This is a genomic window from Paraburkholderia domus (assembly GCF_905220705.1).
Taxonomy (GTDB): Bacteria; Pseudomonadota; Gammaproteobacteria; order Burkholderiales; family Burkholderiaceae; genus Paraburkholderia; species Paraburkholderia domus.
The window spans coordinates 257,439-275,218 of record NZ_CAJNAT010000008.1 but is presented as its reverse complement, the minus strand read 5'-3'; the positions used below and the strand labels follow the sequence as shown (position 1 = coordinate 275,218).

19 protein-coding genes and 1 pseudogene are annotated in these 17,780 nt (G+C 60.9%); 12 read left to right on the top strand and 8 right to left on the bottom strand.

Going from position 1 to position 17,780, the window contains the following annotated elements; translation table 11 throughout:
- Together KHO31_RS39710 and KHO31_RS17470 are read right to left on the bottom strand one after the other, a co-directional pair.
- A partial coding sequence (locus KHO31_RS39710) for a hypothetical protein (protein ID WP_268963809.1) occupies nt 1-466 on the bottom strand: 466 nt, incomplete at its 3' end.
- A gap of 18 nt (nt 467-484) precedes the next feature.
- The gene (locus tag KHO31_RS17470; RefSeq protein WP_201075668.1) at nt 485-715 is read right to left on the bottom strand and encodes a hypothetical protein; all 231 of its coding nucleotides are present in this window, start codon (nt 713-715) and stop codon (nt 485-487) included.
- Nucleotides 716-807: 92 nt separating this feature from the next.
- Between KHO31_RS17470 and KHO31_RS17465 the strand changes: the two genes are divergently transcribed.
- Nucleotides 808-1,416, top strand: coding sequence for a carbon-nitrogen hydrolase family protein (locus KHO31_RS17465; protein ID WP_201075670.1), 609 nt, complete (start codon nt 808-810; stop codon nt 1,414-1,416).
- Between the two features lie 17 nt (nt 1,417-1,433).
- Here KHO31_RS17465 and KHO31_RS17460 read toward each other — a convergent pair whose 3' ends face one another.
- Together KHO31_RS17460 and KHO31_RS17455 are read right to left on the bottom strand one after the other, a co-directional pair.
- Entirely contained in the window at nt 1,434-2,768 is a 1,335-nt protein-coding gene (locus KHO31_RS17460) for an MFS transporter (RefSeq protein ID WP_201075672.1), read from the bottom strand.
- A 162-nt stretch (nt 2,769-2,930) separates the two neighbouring features.
- Nucleotides 2,931-4,502: a sulfatase-like hydrolase/transferase gene (locus KHO31_RS17455; RefSeq protein ID WP_201075674.1), complete on the bottom strand. Its 1,572-nt coding sequence runs from the start codon at nt 4,500-4,502 to the stop codon at nt 2,931-2,933.
- Between the two features lie 183 nt (nt 4,503-4,685).
- On the opposite strand from KHO31_RS17455, the gene KHO31_RS17450 reads away from it, so the two are divergent.
- Nucleotides 4,686-5,216: a MarR family winged helix-turn-helix transcriptional regulator gene (locus KHO31_RS17450; protein ID WP_236060766.1), complete on the top strand. Its 531-nt coding sequence runs from the start codon at nt 4,686-4,688 to the stop codon at nt 5,214-5,216.
- Nucleotides 5,217-5,230: 14 nt separating this feature from the next.
- Here the strand turns inward: KHO31_RS17450 and KHO31_RS17445 are convergent, their stop codons facing one another.
- Entirely contained in the window at nt 5,231-6,520 is a 1,290-nt protein-coding gene (locus KHO31_RS17445) for an NRAMP family divalent metal transporter (protein ID WP_201075676.1), read from the bottom strand.
- 275 nt (nt 6,521-6,795) lie between these two features.
- Here KHO31_RS17445 and KHO31_RS17440 point away from each other — a divergent pair, with 275 nt between their 5' ends.
- Complete coding sequence (locus tag KHO31_RS17440; protein ID WP_236071290.1) at nt 6,796-7,143, top strand: FKBP-type peptidyl-prolyl cis-trans isomerase; 348 nt, start codon at nt 6,796-6,798, stop codon at nt 7,141-7,143.
- A gap of 191 nt (nt 7,144-7,334) precedes the next feature.
- Here the strand turns inward: KHO31_RS17440 and KHO31_RS17435 are convergent, their stop codons facing one another.
- Nucleotides 7,335-7,565 (bottom strand): DUF2964 family protein, encoded by a 231-nt coding sequence (locus tag KHO31_RS17435; RefSeq protein WP_201075680.1) that lies wholly within the window; start codon nt 7,563-7,565, stop codon nt 7,335-7,337.
- A 379-nt stretch (nt 7,566-7,944) separates the two neighbouring features.
- Here KHO31_RS17435 and KHO31_RS17430 point away from each other — a divergent pair, with 379 nt between their 5' ends.
- Complete coding sequence (locus KHO31_RS17430; protein ID WP_201076088.1) at nt 7,945-9,018, top strand: DUF6765 family protein; 1,074 nt, start codon at nt 7,945-7,947, stop codon at nt 9,016-9,018.
- 10 nt (nt 9,019-9,028) lie between these two features.
- Here KHO31_RS17430 and KHO31_RS17425 read toward each other — a convergent pair whose 3' ends face one another.
- Nucleotides 9,029-9,265: a hypothetical protein gene (locus KHO31_RS17425; protein WP_201075682.1), complete on the bottom strand. Its 237-nt coding sequence runs from the start codon at nt 9,263-9,265 to the stop codon at nt 9,029-9,031.
- Between the two features lie 113 nt (nt 9,266-9,378).
- A complete protein-coding gene (locus tag KHO31_RS17420) occupies nt 9,379-9,627 on the bottom strand; it encodes a hypothetical protein (protein ID WP_201085756.1) in 249 nt (82 codons plus the stop codon).
- Between the two features lie 171 nt (nt 9,628-9,798).
- Here KHO31_RS17420 and KHO31_RS17415 point away from each other — a divergent pair, with 171 nt between their 5' ends.
- From KHO31_RS17415 to KHO31_RS17380, 8 genes and pseudogenes are all read left to right on the top strand, one after another.
- Complete coding sequence (locus KHO31_RS17415; protein ID WP_236071287.1) at nt 9,799-10,230, top strand: hypothetical protein; 432 nt, start codon at nt 9,799-9,801, stop codon at nt 10,228-10,230.
- A gap of 179 nt (nt 10,231-10,409) precedes the next feature.
- A complete protein-coding gene (locus KHO31_RS17410) occupies nt 10,410-11,222 on the top strand; it encodes an H-NS family nucleoid-associated regulatory protein (RefSeq protein WP_201075686.1) in 813 nt (270 codons plus the stop codon).
- A 22-nt stretch (nt 11,223-11,244) separates the two neighbouring features.
- Nucleotides 11,245-11,730 (top strand): hypothetical protein, encoded by a 486-nt coding sequence (locus tag KHO31_RS17405; protein WP_201075688.1) that lies wholly within the window; start codon nt 11,245-11,247, stop codon nt 11,728-11,730.
- A gap of 524 nt (nt 11,731-12,254) precedes the next feature.
- Nucleotides 12,255-13,094, top strand: a pseudogene (locus KHO31_RS17400) (alpha/beta fold hydrolase); the annotation flags it as partial.
- Nucleotides 13,095-13,231: 137 nt separating this feature from the next.
- Nucleotides 13,232-13,801, top strand: coding sequence for a methyltransferase family protein (locus tag KHO31_RS17395; RefSeq protein ID WP_201075692.1), 570 nt, complete (start codon nt 13,232-13,234; stop codon nt 13,799-13,801).
- Between the two features lie 9 nt (nt 13,802-13,810).
- Complete coding sequence (locus KHO31_RS17390) at nt 13,811-15,151, top strand: glycosyltransferase (protein ID WP_201075694.1); 1,341 nt, start codon at nt 13,811-13,813, stop codon at nt 15,149-15,151.
- 98 nt (nt 15,152-15,249) lie between these two features.
- Nucleotides 15,250-16,761, top strand: a complete 1,512-nt coding sequence (locus tag KHO31_RS17385) for a DHA2 family efflux MFS transporter permease subunit (protein ID WP_236060830.1) — start codon at nt 15,250-15,252, stop codon at nt 16,759-16,761.
- Nucleotides 16,762-16,774: 13 nt separating this feature from the next.
- On the top strand, nt 16,775-17,746 hold the full coding sequence (locus KHO31_RS17380) for a glycosyltransferase family 2 protein (RefSeq protein WP_201075707.1): 972 nt from the start codon (nt 16,775-16,777) through the stop codon (nt 17,744-17,746).
- Nucleotides 17,747-17,780: the final 34 nt, after the last annotated feature.

The window sequence follows — 17,780 nt, the reverse complement described above, 5'->3', positions numbered from 1 at the left end:
TGGCCATGGCGACGGCGGTCACGGTGATGGTGGCCATGGCGACGGCGGTCACGGTGATGGTGGCCATGGCGACGGCGGTCACGGTGATGGTGGCCATGGCGACGGCGGTCATGGCGATGGAGGTCGCGGCGACGGCGGTCATGGCGACGGCGGTCACGGTGATGGTGGTCATGGCGACGGCGGTCATGGCGATGGCGGCCACGGAGATGGAGGCCATGGCGACGGCGGTCATGGCGATGGCGGTCGCGGCGATGGCGGTCACGGCGACGGCGGCCACGGCGACGGCGGCCACGGCGCTGGTGGTCACGGCGCTGGCGGCCATGGCGACGGCGGTCATGGCGATGGCGGTCACGGCGATGGTGGTCACGGCGCTGGCGGCCACGGCGACGGCGGCAAAGGCAGCAGCGGGCAAGGCCACGGCGGCGGCAGCGGCGGCCAAGGCGGCGGTTACGGCGGCCACGGCCACTGACGCAGCGGGCTCTCCTCAGCGCGCGGCGGCCAGCAAACGGCCTCCCGCGCTGAAGTCCCGGCCGGGATCACGCGAGCGGATAGCCGACCATCCGCTCACCCTCGCGCCCACACATTCCGCGCAAACATAAAATAGAAAAGCCGCAAAAACCCAACGCGCGATAATCCCAAAAGCAAAAAATCCCATCGACAGATTCGCCTTCAACCCAAAGGCAATTCCGTCGATGGGATGACGCATGCCATCCATGTTTAAATGCCGAGGCCTCGCTCGCCGATGAAAACGCCAAAGCTATAGCCCGGCGGGCATACCGCAACGTTCCATTTACAACGGAGTTCGCGTTGAACAACAAACAGGCCCCGCTACCGCAAGCACCATTGCGAATCGCGGCTGCACAAGCGCAACCGGTTTCCGGCGACGTAACGGCAAACATTGCCAGAACGGTCGAACTGACCTGCCTTGCCGCCGATCGTGGCGCGAAACTGGTGGTCTTCCCCGAGAAATTCATAAGCGGCTATGAGCCCGATCTGATTGCCGGCGACCCCGCGAAATACGCCTTCGACGAACACGACGCCCGGCTCGAGCCGATTCGGGACGTCTGCCGTCAGCGCGAGATTGCCGTGATCGTCGGTGCGGCAACACGTTGTGCGGATGGCGTGAGCGGCCTCCATATTTCCTCGCTGGTGTTCAATCGTTCCGGCGAGCTGATCGAGCCGTATCACAAGCAGCATCTCTACAGCAGCGAGACGAAAATTTACCGGCCGGGTACGCAAGGCTGCATGTATGGCAACGTGGTGGAGGATGCCAGCCGCGAACGGGAAGAAGTGATTACCGCGCTACTCGATCCGGCCGTACTTGCCGATGTTCGCGAACGCGAGACGGTGCTTGCGGACTTCAAGGCGCACGCCGATACGACGGCGGGTGGTTACGTGGTACATCGCCTCGACTGACAGCGCGTTGCCGCTGCTTACTTCAACGCAGCGGGCCGCACCGCGCCCACTTTATCGCGGTGCGGCGCGGGCACGGCCCATAGCAGCGCAACCATTCCCGCGATCAGGAGCACTGCAATCACGGCAAAGCCGGCGTAGACGCTGCCAGTTTCGGCCCTCAGCATCCCGACTAACGAAGGGCTCACTGCGCCGCCGATTGCACCGATCGCGGTAATCGTCGCGATACCGGCTGCAGCGGCGCCGCCATCCAGATAGGCGGTGGGAATCGTCCAGAAGATGCTCAGCGTTGCGTAGATGCAGATCGACGCGACCACCAGCAGCGCGACGGTGAAGGGAACGCTATGCGCGGCGAGCGGTAGCAGCAGGAAACTGCCGGCCACCGCGAAGCCGCAGCCCGCCACATGCCAGCGCCGTTCGGCGTGACGATCCGAGCTGCGTCCGATCGCCACGATCCCTATTGCCGTGCAAACCGAAATCGCGCCGCTCAGCCAGCCGATATTGCCGATCTGTTGCACGCCGACGTACCGCAGCAGCGTCGGGATCCAGAAGCCGACCGCATTGAGTCCCATGAATACGCAGAAATAGATCGCCGACAGCAGGTAAATGCGCGGGTTGCGCAACACGTCGGCGAGGCGCATGGGCGGCGCAAGGTGTGCGCCGCGCTGTTTTTGATCCGCTTCGAGCGCGGCTGCGACGTGGGCCTTTTCCGCTTCGCTCAGCCATTTTGCATGCGTCGGACGATCGTCCAGATAGAGCATTGCCATGACACCGAGCACGATGGCCGGTACGCCTTCGACCAGAAACAGCCACTGCCAGCCGTGCAAGCCGAGCATGTCATGGAAATGCACCATGATCCAGCCGGAGAGAGGGCCGCCTATGATGCCCGCCAACGGCACGGCCATGATGAACAGGCTCGTGATGCGCCCACGTTGTCGATTGGGAAACCAGTAGGTGAGATACAGAATGATGCCGGGGAAAAAGCCGGCTTCGGCGGCGCCCAGCAGAAAACGCAGCAGATACAGCATGCTCGCGCTTTTGACGAACATCAGCAGCACCGTCAAGCCACCCCATAGCACCATAATTCGCAAGAGCGTCTTGCGCACGCCGATGCGCTCCAGCAGCAGATTGCTCGGCAACTCGAACACCAGATAGCCGACGAAGAACATCCCGGCCGCGAGACCGAACACGGCGTCGTCGAGCTTCAGATCTTGCAGGAACTGCAGCTTTGCAAAGCCGATGTTGACGCGGTCGATAAAATTGACCACATAGCAGATGAACAGAAACGGCACGATACGCCGCGCGATCTTGCGATAAATCGCGTCATCGGGCGTAAGGGCTGACGAGCGCTGCATGGTGTCTCCTGGCGGCCTGGCACGTTGCACCGGGCGCATATGATGATTTTGTGAGGCGCTGAGTCAGACTCTGCTTGAGGTTCTGCTTGAGGTTCTGCTTGATGCTCTGCTTGAGGCCCTGTTAGAGACTGCATCCGCGCCTTTACCGCCAATTCCCTTGTACTACCACTCCCCGAAAAAGACCCCCCAGTCCTTGTGCGTGTCGGTCTTGCTTTCGACAGTCGGGTTATCGATCGTGACGCGCTGTTTCAGTGAGCCGTACCAGTCGGCGAGCTTTGCATGCATTTGCGCGTGAACGATGGCGTGACCGGCATCGGCGCCGAGATCGACGTATTCGTCCGGATCGTTCGCCAGATCGAAGAGTTGCGGACGGTAGCCCTGCCAGTGTATGTATTTCCAGCGCGTATCGCGCACCATCCAGCCGCGGCATTCATCGGGCTTGCGTTCCAGTGCAAGACGCGCGCCGCGGAAACTGTAGTCGAGTTCGGAGACAACGTAATCGCGCCAGGCTTCGGCGCGGTCCGCTTCGCCACGCGTGAGCGCCAGAACCGAGCTTCCTTCGACACGTTCTTCATGGGCCGGCAGGCCGAGTGCGTCGAGCACCGTCGGCACCACGTCGATGCCCGACACGAAGCGCGTCTCGGCGCTGCCGCGGGTGGCGTCGGCACGCGTCGACGGATCGTAGACGATCATCGGCACGCGTTGCACGGTGTCGTAGAACAGTTCCTTCTCGCCGAGCCAATGATCGCCGAGGAAGTCGCCGTGGTCGGCGGTGAACACGATCAAGGTGTCTTGCCAGCGACCGAGCCGTTCGAGCGTGTCCCATAGTTGGCCGAGATGGTCGTCGATCTGCTGGATCAAGCCTTGATAAACCGGCCGCACGGTGTTCGACACTTCTTCACGCGCGAAATTCGCGCACTCTTCATGAGCGCGATACGCGGCCACAACCGGATGTGCATTGTCGAGTTCGGCGGGCTTGCGCGCGAGCGGCAGGCATTGGTCGAGCGAATACAGGTTGTGATAAGGGCGCGGCGCGACATAGGGCCAATGCGGCTTTACGTACGACAAATGCAATGCCCACGGCGTGTCGCCTTGCTGCTCGATGTAGCGGATCGCCTGATTCGTCATGTACGCCGTTTCGGAATGCGGTTCGGCTACCCGCGCCGGCCAACGCACATTGCGCATTTTCCAACCGGAATGCACTGTGCCGCTCTCGTCTTCCACGCTGATCGCGAAGTCGCTCCACGGTTTGTCGCTGACGTAGCCGTGTTTGCGCAAAAAGGCCGGATAGCCGCTCTCCTTGCCGGGTTCGTGGTGACCGTCATAGCGGTCGAGTTCGTCGAACGAACCGGTCGAGAGGCGCTGCCCGAGCGGACTTTGACGCGCGATGTCCAGCCGCTGCATGCCGTTGCCGTCGGCCATCACGTGCGTTTTTCCGGCCAGCGCGAGCGAGCGGCCATTCAGGCGCAGGTATTCGCCAAGCGTCATTTCGCCGATCGAGAGCGGCACGCGGTTCCAGTTGGCGCCGTGACTGCTCATCGTGCGGCCGGTGTAATACGACATACGCGATGGACCGCACACGCCGGAACTGACGAAGGCATTGTCGAAACGCACGCCGCGCGCGGCCAGCGCGTCGATATGACGGGTTCGAAGGTAGGGATGTCCGTAGCAGCCGAGATGATCGCGGCGAAGCTGGTCGCACATGATGAAGAGAACGTTGCGGGTGTCCGCCATCTATAAGCACCGTCTGCGGCCTTGCGGCCTGAAGTAGAAGAAACCGGGGAGATGCGTCGATGCTAGAAACGAACCCGACGATTGACCTAATCAAATATATGTGCGGACGCACAATGCGCTGAGGCCGTTGCCGCCAAAGGGCGTCATAATGGCCGCCAACCTCTTATTAGACGTACGCTCACCGTGCCCGCGACCGACCCTCAATCGACACCCGTACTGAAGCATCCCGAGCACATCGACGAATTTCTGCTCTACCGGCTTCACAACCTGGCGCGTCTGGCGACTCAGGGTGTCGGTCTGATGTTCCGGCGGGAGCTCGGCATCAGCCGGCGCGATTGGCGCATTCTCGCGTTCGTCGGCAAGTACCCGGACGCGAGTCTGACCCGGCTCGCCGAATTGGCCGCGCTCGACATGGTGGTGGCGAGCCGCTGCGTCGCCAATATGGTGAAGAAGGGTTTGATTGCAAAAACGCGCTTGCCGGAAAACAAGCGGGTGACCGTGCTCGCGCTCACCGAAGCCGGCCGTATCGCCTATGAACAGGCACGCCTGAGCGGGCAACGCTACAACACGGAGTTCGCGGCCTGCCTGAGCGATGAGGAAGCGGTTTTACTCGACGCTTTGCTCAAACGGATGGAGCTGCAAGCCGCGCAACTGACGCAACGCGAGATTGCCAGAAGCGGGCCATTGCCGTTGCTCAGCGAGGACGTCGAATAACGCTACACGCGCAATCATGTCGGCCAGAACATGCCGACTGCCGCGAGCCCCATTGCGGCGGTGGCGATCCAACCGAGCCAGCGTAGCCAGCCGGTTACGGCGAACTGGCCCATGACTTTGGGGCTGGCCGCCATCACCATCACCAGCACCATGATCGGCACGGCCGCGATGCCGTTGATCACCGCACTCCAATACAGTGCTTTGATCGGGTCGAGGCGAATGAACGTGAGCGCAATGCCGCCGAGAATCGCCACGGCGACCACGCCATAGAACTGCTTCGCCAGATTCACCTGCAACGCGAGGCTGTTACGCCATTTCATCGTGCCCGCGGCCGCGTAAGCTGCCGAACCTGCGAGCACCGGCAACGCTAGCAGACCCGTGCCGATGATGCCGAGACTGAACAGCGCAAACGCCATGTTGCCGGCAATCGGCTTGAGCGCACTGGCGGCATCGGCGGTGGTTTTTACTTCGATGTGGTGCGCGTGCAGCGTGGCGGCGGCGGTGAGCATGATGAAAAACGCCACGCCGTTCGAAACGGCCATGCCGACCCACGTATCGACGTTGATCCGCTTCAGTTGCGCGCACGCCTGCATTGGCGCGCGTAATAGCGCTCGCTGCGCCGGTTCCGAGCGGATTTCCTCGACTTCCTGCGACGCTTGCCAGAAGAAGAGATAGGGGCTAATCGTCGTCCCGAGCACCGCGACCACGGTGGTCAGATAGTCGCCGGACAATTGAACTGGCGGCTTCACAATGCTCAGGCCGACTGCTTTCCAATCGATCGGAATCACGAAGATAATAGCGACGTAGGCGAATAACGAGAGTGTCAGCCATTTCAGAATGCTCGCGTAGCGTTCGTAGGGAATGAATACCTGCATCAGCAGGGACGCCGTGCCGAACAACGCGACATAGAGTTGGACCGGGCCGCCGATCACCAGTTTGGCGGCCGCGCCCATAGCCGCGAGATCGGCGGCGATATTCATCGTGTTGGCCGCGAGCAGCAGCAGTACCGCGAAATACAAAAGCGGAGCGGGGTAGTGACGGCGCAGATTGGTTGCGAGCCCGCGCCCTGTCACCCGTCCCATGCGCGCACTGACCAGCTGTATCGACACCATCAGCGGGTAAGTGATCAACAACGTCCATAGCAATCCGAAGCCGAATTGCGCGCCGGCCTGCGAATAGGTGGCGATGCCGCTCGGGTCGTCGTCCGCTGCGCCGGTGATCAGGCCGGGGCCCAGCCGCTTCATCCATGAGCGTTCGGCGACATCTTCAACGACAAGTTCCGGTTCCAGGTTTTCAGTGGTCATTGTCATCCGCCTGCAAAGGAACCCGTGTTGAGTCGCATATATAGACAGCGCGCGTGCGCGCCGGGTGGCGGCGGTACGCGTCGCTCGTCAGCAAGCAGCATTCTTTGTGCCACAAGCCTGGCCGCCTAATTGCCATTGCGTCCGTGACTGGCCGAATCGCCGGGCGGCGGCACGCAACATGTCATCCGCTACAATGACACGCACTACCCACCTGGAGACTCGCTTTGAAATCTATCGTTGCTTTGGTCGCCGCGGCTGTTCTTTCTTCAACGGCAATGGCCGCCTCCACCACTGAAAAATTGCCTTCCGGCGTGATTGTTGAACATCTTACGCAGGGCACGGGTGCGCAGCCGGCCGCTAACGACGTCGTAAAGGTCAACTATCGCGGCACGCTCGCCAACGGCACCGAGTTCGATAGTTCGGAGAAGCATGGCGGCCCGGCAACCTTCCCGCTCAATCGCGTGATTCCGTGCTGGACGCAGGGCGTGCAAAAGATGAAGGTCGGCGAGAAGGCCAAGCTGACCTGCCCGGCGGCGACCGCCTATGGCGAGCGCGGCGTCGGCCCGATTCCGCCGAATAGCGACCTGACGTTTGAAGTCGAGCTCGTTGGTATCGTCAAGTAATACGGCGCGAAGCGCGCTGCGACTGAACCCCGCTCCGGAGATCGAAGCGGGGTTTTTTGGGGGCGCACGGCATTGGCTCACTGAAATCTATCCGTGAGAAATCTTCCCAACCGTCTTTTCTAAAGCGCTATCTGGCAAGCTTGACGTATATTCGATAGCCGGGTTTTTCTAAAAGAAGCGAAGTTCTGGTCTTACTCGGCCGGCGTAAATAGCATCGACACATACACAAAAGTGGAAACGACGATAATGCCGACGCCGACGAACACTTTGGTGCGATTGAATTCAAGGCCGCCGTCGAGGGCCACGCCGATACCGGCGACAGAAGAAAGCGTTCCGATAGTGGCCAGCAATACGTGAAGTTTGCTGCGTATCAAGCTACGCCGCTCTGGACTTGCGCCCTCTCTCCATTCTTTGAGTTTCATTGCAGTATCCTCTTCCGCTAATGTGCAAGTGGTCAGAAAATTCAAATTAGCGGCAATGCGACAAAGTATGCCGTTTCGCATTGTGGGTGGTTGTCCAATTAGACAAAGCATATATGAGCCGCCAGACCGTGCAAACAATTGACCTGAAAATTCAGCATCTGATTGTCGCCGCGCTATTCGGTAGCACAACGTACATCGCATGGGCAGCGGGAATCGACCTGCCGAATTCACTGCTCAATATGATCGGCGGGCGGCGTCTTTTTTAAAGTTCCGCCGTACTCGGTCGTTTACCTTCTACGCGTGCGCCGGCGCTACAACAGCCGCTTCGCGCATTCCGGAAGAACGGGCTGTCATTTGTTGCGCGTCGGGAGCGCCTGCCATGAACATCGACTTTCACTACGGTGTGGTCTATATCGTCGCCCGCATCGGCGGCATGACGGCCAGCGATGCACTCACCGTGGCGCATGCCTGCCAGTATGTCGACGACGCGACCACGTCAGGAATACTGCGTTTTTCGGGCGGAGAGACTTTCGAGCGTTTTGCCACCGCGCACAAGCTATTTGACTATACCAACACGGAGAACGACCAGAACCGGCTGGTGTGGACACCCTTTCATTTTCTGCCCGCGGGTATAGGGGAGACGCTCGAAGATAAGGCGGTGTGCCGGGCGGATAGCGCCGTTGCTCGCGAGGTGGTCCGCCGGGCGATCCGGCAACGGGGCACTGACACGGCGTTATACCGTCTGGGTGTGACGCTTCACACATACGTCGATACATGGGCCCACCAGGGCTTCGCCGGTATCGAAAGCCAGACGAACCGCGTTAGCCTGCTGGAGGCGGAAGATTGCACGCGTGAAGGCTGGCTTGCCCACCTTACCCGCGCCACGCGGCATCTGGTTCAGCGCATCGAGGAAGATGTGCTGACGCTCGCACTGCCGGTCGGTCACGGTGCCGCCTTGCACTATCCCGATCAGCCGTGGGCGAAGTGGCATTACGTCGACGGCAGAAATGTACGTGTAAAAAGGCACAATCTGCCGGAGTTCGTGCAGGCGGCCGAGATGACTTGCCGTGCGGTGCGTGCCTACATTGCGGGGCGGGAAGATTTTGAATCCCTGCCCGGTTTGCCTGAAGATGTAAAAGCCGCGCTCACGAAGCTTCTCGACACCAATCGGAACCTGGATGACAACAAGCGCCTGCAGACCGTTTGCGAAGCGGTGAAAACCGGCGTCATTCCTGGCCTGGAAGAGTCGATTCCCGACTATGTCCCCAAGGGACTCGGCTCCTGGAAATACAACGCCACCGGTTTGCGATCCGACGACGACAGTGGGGACCGCCCCGAGTGGAGCGACGTCTTTGAGAAAAGTGATTACCGGCGCTTTCACGACGCGGTCAAAGAGCACCGTTTCGTGATTACACAGGAGATTCTGCCGTCGCGCGGACTGCGGATCGCTTGAAGACTCCTGGCTATTCCGCCCTCACTTGCTGACGTTGCGCGGCACGTTCTTCCGCTTCTTTCTTCGCAATATGTCGTCCCACCAGGCAGCCGCCCACCGCGCCCACTACCGCATGGTGCCCGGCATAGTGGCCGGCGACCCCGCCCACAACCGCGCCTTTCATACAGCCGGCCGCGTTCGCCGTGCCGACTGCGACTGAAGTCAGTGCGACCGCCACGAGGGCGGCCTTGATAAAACCAGCTTTCATCTGAAAGTACCCTGCTATTGAGTTTTTCGAAAGTGGCGCTTTTGCGCGCTATTTCAATAGCCGCCCCAGCGGCCGCGTTCATGCCATTCGTGTTCGCGCCATTGCTCGCGGCGCTACTCGTGTTCGCGCCATTCGCGGCGTTCGCGCCACTCCCGCGCGCGCCAGTCGTCGTAGCCGCCATAGGCGACCGCGACCGGGGCCGGACCGTAGGCGACCGGCCGCGCAACATAGACCGGAGGAGGCGGAGCATAGACGCCGACCGGAATACCAACTCCGACGGCCACATCCACGTGCGCCGATGCCACTGACGATGCCGCCAGAATTGCCAGACCAAGTGCCGCGCCAACGATCTTCTTGTTCATTTCCCTTCTCCTTGCACATCCAGGTGGGATGCATCCGATGCTACTGGGTTGCCACTGCTTTGCTTCTGACTACGGTTCGGAGTGTAGAAGGGTGGTCCGGACACAGGTGAAACAGCGCTGCGAGATTGGTAACGCGGGGTTACCAGCCAAAAATAAATGAACTGCCACCCTTTGAATCTCGAGATGCTTGCCTATAGTAGAAGCAACTATTGCCGCATTGCACAGCGGCCGGCTTTTCTTGACGTGGGTGACGGGGAAACAGAAATGACGCAATCGAACGCTGCGATCTATCAGACCCAGACTTGCACGCCGGATTCATTACGAACGCTTGCCAGCTATCTCGAGCTGGCGCTCGATAAAGGAGAAAGCGTGGTGCTGATGCGGATCGGCTCGCAGGTGCGCAGTGTTTATGTCGGCAATCCGTCCGGTGCTCTGGAGGATCTGGCGGACCACGGCGTAGTGGCCGCTTTTCAGGCCGAGGAGATGCTGGCATTGACGCAGTTGGGACTCAACCGGATAAGCGCCGACGATCAACAGTACCGGTTCATGCGCAGCGTGAGGTATATCGCCGACCGTCAGGTTGTCGTTTTTACTCCAACTTGAGCAGCTGGCCAGTAAACGAAAGGACTAAAGAATGCGGCTATCGAGTAGTGGATCCGAACGCTTCGTACTCCACTGGATGCATTCCGGTGTAAACCTGATGTCTTTATAGCCACATAGATCTGCCTTTCTCGCGCTATTCATGGCATAGTTCGATCGATTACCACATAAGGAGCAATCAAATGCCCACGTTAGAGCAAATCCAAGCAAAGCTTAAGAAGCTCCAGGCGCAAGCTGACGTCCTTATTGCCAGGAAAGCACAAGCCGCAGTCGATCAGATTCGGGAGTTGATGCTCAAGCACGGCCTGACTACTGCGGATATCGAAGCAAAGGCAAAGGCGAGACGCGCCGCGCACGCCTTGAATGGGCGTACTGCGGGTGGCAAGGCAAAAGCCGCCGGCGCAGGGAAGTCGATTCCGAAATACCGCGACAATAAAACCGGCGCGACATGGACGGGCCACGGGCGCGCACCGGCCTGGATTGCCGCCGTGAAAGACCGGACGCAATTCCTGATTGAAGGTGCAAGCGAACTGGGCTCCGTGGCAAAGGCGGCGGTCACTCACGCCAAAGCCGCAAGCAAAGGTCAGCCTAAAGGCGCGCAGCCGCCCAAGTACCTCAATCCGAAAACCGGCGCCACGTGGAGCGGACGTGGTCCGGCGCCGGCATGGCTCGCAACGGTTAAAGACCGCACCAAATTTCTGATCGATAGCGCCGCGGCGACCAGCAATGTCGCCGCCAAGAAAACAGTGACGGCGAAAAAGGCAGTAGCGTCCAAAACGGCTGCGAAGAAGGGCACTGCGGCGAGTAAAAAAGCAGTGGCAAAGAAAAGCACTGCCAAGCCTGCCGCGAAGAAAACCGCTGCAAAGAAGGCTGCTGTGAAGAAAACCGCTGTGGCGAAGAAAGCGCCAGGTCGCAAGACAGGTAGCAAAGGCAAAGCCGGTGCGACGGGCGCCGCCGCAGCGCCGCAAACCTCGTCGGTGCAAGCCGGCGCGTGAGCGCAACGGAGTCGCGAAGTAGATGACTAGTACGTTCGACTCAACCCAGCAGGAAGACCACGTCGTCCTGCTGGACACTGTTCCTCATCCGGCCGCCGACGCCGCCGAACCATTCATCGTCGCCAGTGATCGCCGGGTGATTCTGGCTTATCCGATTGCTGAATCCGATTTCGAGCGGTTTGGGCCATTCGATTCCGACGACGATCCATTTTGCACCGTGCTGTTTCCGGACACCGTGTTTCATCGGCTGGGGCCGCCTGGCGATGTCGATCTCGAGATCCATCCACTCGCTTCGCTTGGGCTCAGTGGGTACTCGGTTCACGAAGTGATGAATTCGTCGCTGGCCGCCGAGATTTCGGCCGTCACCCCGCACGGGTCCGCGCAGCGTCATTTTGTCATCACGTTTCAAGGCTCTACGTTCGAATGCGTGGCGTCGGACTATACGGTGGTCGGCGTGTATGGCGCGGGCGAGATCGCCATGCGAGAGGCGTTCTCACTCGTCCGTTAGTGCTGCCAGTAGTTTGCGCGGTCCTGGCAACGGGTACGCACACACGCAGCGTGATGCAATGCTTGCGCAACGCGATACCGTTTCCTTTCAATAAGATTTTCCCCGCCCATTTCGAACATATGCTCGATGATTTTTTTTGGCTTTTATTTTTGAAACATGTTAAAAAGCATCCCGTCATCGTATATTGACATCAAGCCTTCACGCAGTGAGGGCAGACTGGCGTCAACGAATGGCGTGCTGCAGAGATTGAAGCAACGTTTTCGCAATTACATATAAATATATTACGAGGCATCGAACGCTCGATTGAAGCGGACCTGAGTTCAGGCACGCGCCAGGGAGAGTCGGCAGGTATCACATCGAGTGATGCGTGTTTTCGGTGCAGCAGCGGTCGTCGCGGATCGGATTTGCCGGCGCAAAGGCAAATCGCATGGGCCTGATCCCCGGTAGTACGGCCGCAAGGCGTCCGCGAGTGCGGGCGCGGTATCGGTACGCATTTGCTACGCGCAAGTGCATGCGAATACGCCATGCCCATCGAAAAACTCCTTGTTCCGCTACCGGCGGGCCTGAAAGTCTACGTTGAACGTCACGTATTCGATCCGGCCTTCGAGAGTGTCATTCTGATCAACGGCGCGCTGGCCACCACGGCGTCGTTCGGACAGACAATCAAATACCTCGGCGAACGCTATAACCCAATTTGTTTCGATTTACCTTATGCGGGTCAATCGAAAGCGCATAACGTGTGCGACTTCGTTCTTACAAAAGACGATGAAGTCGACATTCTGCTGCATCTAATAGGCTTATTCGAGCCGAGCTTCCTGTTGTCGGTGTCGTGGGGCGGGGTGGCGTCGCTGCTGGCGCTCTCGCGAGCACGCACCAGCGTGAGGCGCGCGGTGATTGCGTCGTTCTCGCCGCGCCTCAACGAGGCGATGACCGCCTACGTGACCGCGGCACGCGACCATATCGCCGCCGGCGAAAATCTGAAGGCCGCGCAGCTGCTCAACGATACCGTTGGCCGGCATCTGCCGCGCATCATGAAGCTCTACAACTATCGCTACCTCTCGACGCTGCCGCGCGACGAGCAGGATCAGGTGGCGTTTCACGTCGACCAGATTCTGGCCATCCGTCCAGAGGACTATCTGCATGAGTTCCGCAACATCGAATGCGGACTGAAATTCCTCAACGGCGAGCTCGACGAATACACCACGCCTGAGGACGCCCGCTCGCTCAGCGCGCATCTGAAGCGCGCCGAGTTTCTCACGATCGAGCAGGCCGGGCATTTTCTCGATCTCGAAGGCCGACCCGCGTTGCGCCAGGTCAGGACGGCGATTCTCGATTACTTCGGCGCCGCGCCGGTGCAGGCGGCAGCCCGTGCGCTCGACTGCTTCGATGCGTTCGCCGCCCGCTCGCCCATCATGCCGGTGCAGCAACCCGTCATCGCGAGCGTCGCGAACATCGCGTTGCAGGCTGCCGCCGATCACTCGTTCCAACAGGTCGAACTACCGTGAATATCGCTCAGAGCATCGCCATTGTCGTACCGTGGGCGCTGTGGCTGCTGTATTGGGTCGCGACGTCGAACCGCGTCAAGGAGACCGCGCGTAAGGAGGCATCGCGATCGCGCACGTTACAGTCGATTCCGTTAATCGGCGGTGGCGCGCTGATTGTGCTGCCGGACTTCAATACAGCGGCGTTGTCCGTCAATCCGCATTCGATCGGGCCGCTGCAGGTTGCCGGCTTCGCCGTGCTGCTGGCTGGTCTCGCGTTTTCCGTATGGGCGAGGCTGCATCTCGGCACCAACTGGAGCGTGTCGGTCACGCTGAAGGAAGGCCATGAACTGGTGCGCAGTGGACCGTATGGACTGGTTCGTCATCCGATCTATACCGGTTGCCTGCTGGCGCTCCTGGGCGCCGTGCTGATTGGCGCGCAATGGCGGGGCGTGGCTGGGCTGCTGATGATTTTCGCGTCGCTGGCGTACAAGGTGCGGGTCGAAGAGAGCTGGTTGACGGGCTACTTCGGTCGCGCGTATTCGCAGTATCGTCGCGACGTCGCCGCGCTGATTCCCGGTCTCTTCTGAGCCATAGGCATGACGAAAGTCATCATTACCGCGATCGGCTCGGCGGGCGACGTGCATCCTTTGCTCGGTATCGGCGCGGCGTTGGCTGCGCGCGGCCATGAGATTGTCTTCTGTACGCATCCGCCGTTCGCGGAAGCGGTTACGCGGCAGGGCTTCGCGTTCGTGCCGATCGGCACCGCAGCCGAATATGAGGCCGCGATGGCGAACCCGGCGCTGTGGCATCCGCGTACGTCGTTTCGTACCTTGTGGGCGGTGATTGCACCGACGCTGCGTCCGCATTTCGACACGCTGGCTGCGCTGGTCGACAACGACACCGTGCTGGTCGGCACGTTATGGGCCTTTTCCGCACGGCTCATGCAGGAGTTGTATCGCGTGCCGTTCGTGTCGGTGCAGGTGTCGCCGTCGACCTTGCTCTCCGCGCATGCGCCGCCGACACATCCCCGGCTGACCATTCCGCGTGGCTTGCCGCTGGCAATAAAAGCGCCGCTGCTGCGGCTGATCGAGCGGCAGGCGCTCGACAAGGTTTGCGGCCCCGCATTGAATGCATTGCGTGCGGAACTGGCGCTCGCACCGGCGCGTCGCATTTTCGGCCAGTGGCTGCATTCGACCGAAGGCGTGCTGTGTCTCTTTCCGGAATGGTTCGCGCAAGCTCAGCCGGATTGGCCAGAGCCGCGCTGTCTCAGTGGTTTTCCGCTATTCAACGACACGAGCGCGCATGCATCCGATCCGCAACTCGATGCTTTTCTCGCCAGCGGCGAGCGGCCCGTGGTTTTCACGGCGGGTTCGACCTTGATCGATCACGATCGCTACGCGAATGCAGTGAACGCGGCGCTGATGGAAAGCGGGCTCCGGGGCATTCTTTTGACGCCGGATGCGCTGCCAGCCGACGCGGCCGCCGCACAGGCGGATTTGCGGGCACATGCGCGGGGTGTACTGCTCAAGCGGCGTTACGTGCCGCTGCAGAAGCTGTTGCCGCGCTGCCGGGCGCTGGTGCATCACGGCGGCATCGGCACGGCAGCGCTGGCGTATGCTGCCGGCATCCCGCAAGTGGTGACGCCATTCGCGCACGACCAGTTCGATAACGCGCAGCGCGTCGTCGTGAGCGGTTGCGGTGTTCGGCTCGATAGGCCGCTGCAGCCACACGCTCTCGCGCGCGCATTGAAGGATGTGCTCGGCAGCCCGGCGATCGCGACGCAGTGTGGGCGCATGCACGACCGGCTCGCATCGTCGCCGGATGGTGGCGAGGCGGCCGCACGCTATATCGAAGGTCTCATGCCGACCGGTGTGCGCACCCAAACCGTCGGCAACACGTCTTCGCTGGCATTGGCCTGCAGTGGACATAGCGCATGAGCGCCGCTACGCCGCTGCCGAAGCGCGCCGCGTCGGCTCACGAGGCGCATAGCGTCGGCCCTGGCCCTGGCCTCGGCGACGAGCGTAGCGTACCCGGCATGCGCGGCGCGCGACTTGCCTTGCTGACGTTCGCGCTGTCGCTGGCCACATTCATCGAAGTCCTGGATTCGACGGTCACGAACGTCGCGGTGCCGGCTATTTCCGGCGGCCTCGGCGTATCCAACAGTCAGGGCACCTGGGTGATCAGCTCGTACTCCGTAGCCGCCGCCATCGCCGTGCCTTTGACGGGCTGGCTCTCGCGGCGGCTCGGCGAAACCCGGTTGTTCCTCGGGGCAGTGATCCTTTTCACCTTGACGTCGCTGCTGTGCGGTGTGGCCGGCGACTTTCACCTGCTGGTGGTATGCCGGGCGTTGCAGGGGCTCTTTTCCGGGCCGATGGTGCCGCTTTCCCAAACTATCCTGCTGCGTACCTTTCCGCCGGATAAGCGCGTTGTGGCACTGGCGCTGTGGGCGATGACGGTGCTGCTCGCGCCGATCTTCGGCCCGGTGGTCGGCGGCTGGATCATCGACAATTTCTCGTGGCCGTGGATCTTCCTGATCAATCTGCCGATCGGCATTTTCTCGTTCGGCGTGTGCATGACGCTGCTGCGCCGCGATGCATCCGCTGCCAGGGCGGCACCGATCGATCTCCCTGGCATTCTCCTGCTGGTCATCGGCGTCGGCTCGCTGCAGACTGTGCTGGATCTCGGTCACGATCGCGGCTGGTTCGATTCGCCTTTGATCCTGACGCTCGCGATTGTCGCCGGGCTGGCGATCGTGTCGCTGTTGATCTGGGAGGCGGGCGAACGGCACCCGGTGATCGATCTGAGCCTGTTTCGCGACCGCACGTTTTCGTTTTGTGTGCTGATCATTGCGCTCGGCATGATGAGCTTCTCGGTGGTCGGCGTGATCTTTCCGCTCTGGCTACAGGCTGTGATGGGCTACACCGCGTACCAGGCTGGACTCGCCACCGCGCCACTAGGCGTGCTCGCGCTGGTGTTCTCGATTCTGGTCGGCATTTATGCGGCGCGGTTCGACGCGCGTGTGCTCGCAACTTTCGGCTTTCTCGTGTTCGCGGCGGTGTTGTGGTGGGACGCGCATTTCACGTTGACCATGACCTTCACGCAGATCATCACGCCGGGTCTGATCCAGGGCATTGGCTTGCCGTGCTTCTTCATTCCGTTGACCGCGGCGACGCTCTCGCGCGTATCCGACGACAAGCTCGCCGCGGCTTCCAGCCTGTCGAATTTTTTGCGCACGCTATCGGCGGCGTTCGGCACGGCGATGAGCGTCACGCTATGGGATAACCGCGCGCTGTATCACTACGACGTCGTTGCGCAGTCCGTGACGAAATCGTCCGGCAACACGCAGCGCTTCGTGCAGAGTCTGCACGGCATGGGCATCGACGGCGCGCGCGAACTCACCACCTTGCATCACGTCGTGCAGCAACAGGCTTACATGATGGCAACTGGCGACATGTTCTACATGGCAAGCATCACCTGTCTCGTGCTCGCCGCGATGATGTGGCTCACGCGCCCGAAGCGCAGCGCGGCGATGGCTTTAGGTCACTGAGGAGCAGCTTCCAATGACAATCCTGGGTGCAGTGATCATCCTGTTTCATCCGAGCGAGGAGCAGCTTGCGCGTGCGGTGGCGATGCGTTCGGCGTGCGACCGGTTACTGGTGGTCGACAACTCGCCAGTGCCGGATGCGCGTGCCGCGATGATGCTGGGCGAAGCGGGCGTCGCGCTGCTGCATCACGGCAATCGCAACGGCATTGCCGGCGCCTTCAACTGCGGTTTGAGCGTGCTGTTCGAAGCAGGCGTGGATGCGGTTGCGCTGTTCGACCAGGATTCCGAGTCGCCTGCCGAGTATTTCACGGTAATGCGCGATCGGTGTGCGTCGATGAGTGGCCGGGCATTTTTAGCCGGTCCGCGTATCTTCGACGAAAACGATCAACGTTTTCTGCCGGAACTCGCGACGAGCGGTTTGACGGTGGAGAGGCTGCCGATACACGCAGACGCCGCACTGCAGCGCTGTGCCTTTCTGATTTCGTCTGGCTGCGTCATCTCGCGCGAGGCGTTCGCACGGCTCGGCCGTTTCGACGAAGCGCTTTTTATCGACCACGTCGATACCGAGTACTGCTTGCGCGCATTGCTGGCCAATGTACCCGTGTACGTGGTGCCGTCACTCGTACTACTGCATCGGATTGGCTCGCGGCGCCGTCACACACTGGGCTCCCTGGAATTGACGACGATGAATCACCCCGGTTTCCGCCGCTATTACAGCGCGCGAAACGCGATGCAGCTGGCGCTGCAATACGGACTACGGTTGCCGGTGGCGATCGTGCCGAACGTGCTGACGCTCTGGCAAGTCGTGCAGATCGTGCTGCTGGAACAGGACAAGCTGGCTAAGCTCAATGCGATCGTGCTGGGCTTTTTCGATGGACTCTTCGGACGAATGGGGCCGCTTGAGCGGACGCGTCCGCGACTCGCGGCCAAAATGGCTAAGGCGGCCAACACGGCGAGCCATGGCGTGATGAACACGCCCGCGGCATGAGCGCGCGCGATGCATCGTACCTGGCACTCGTGAG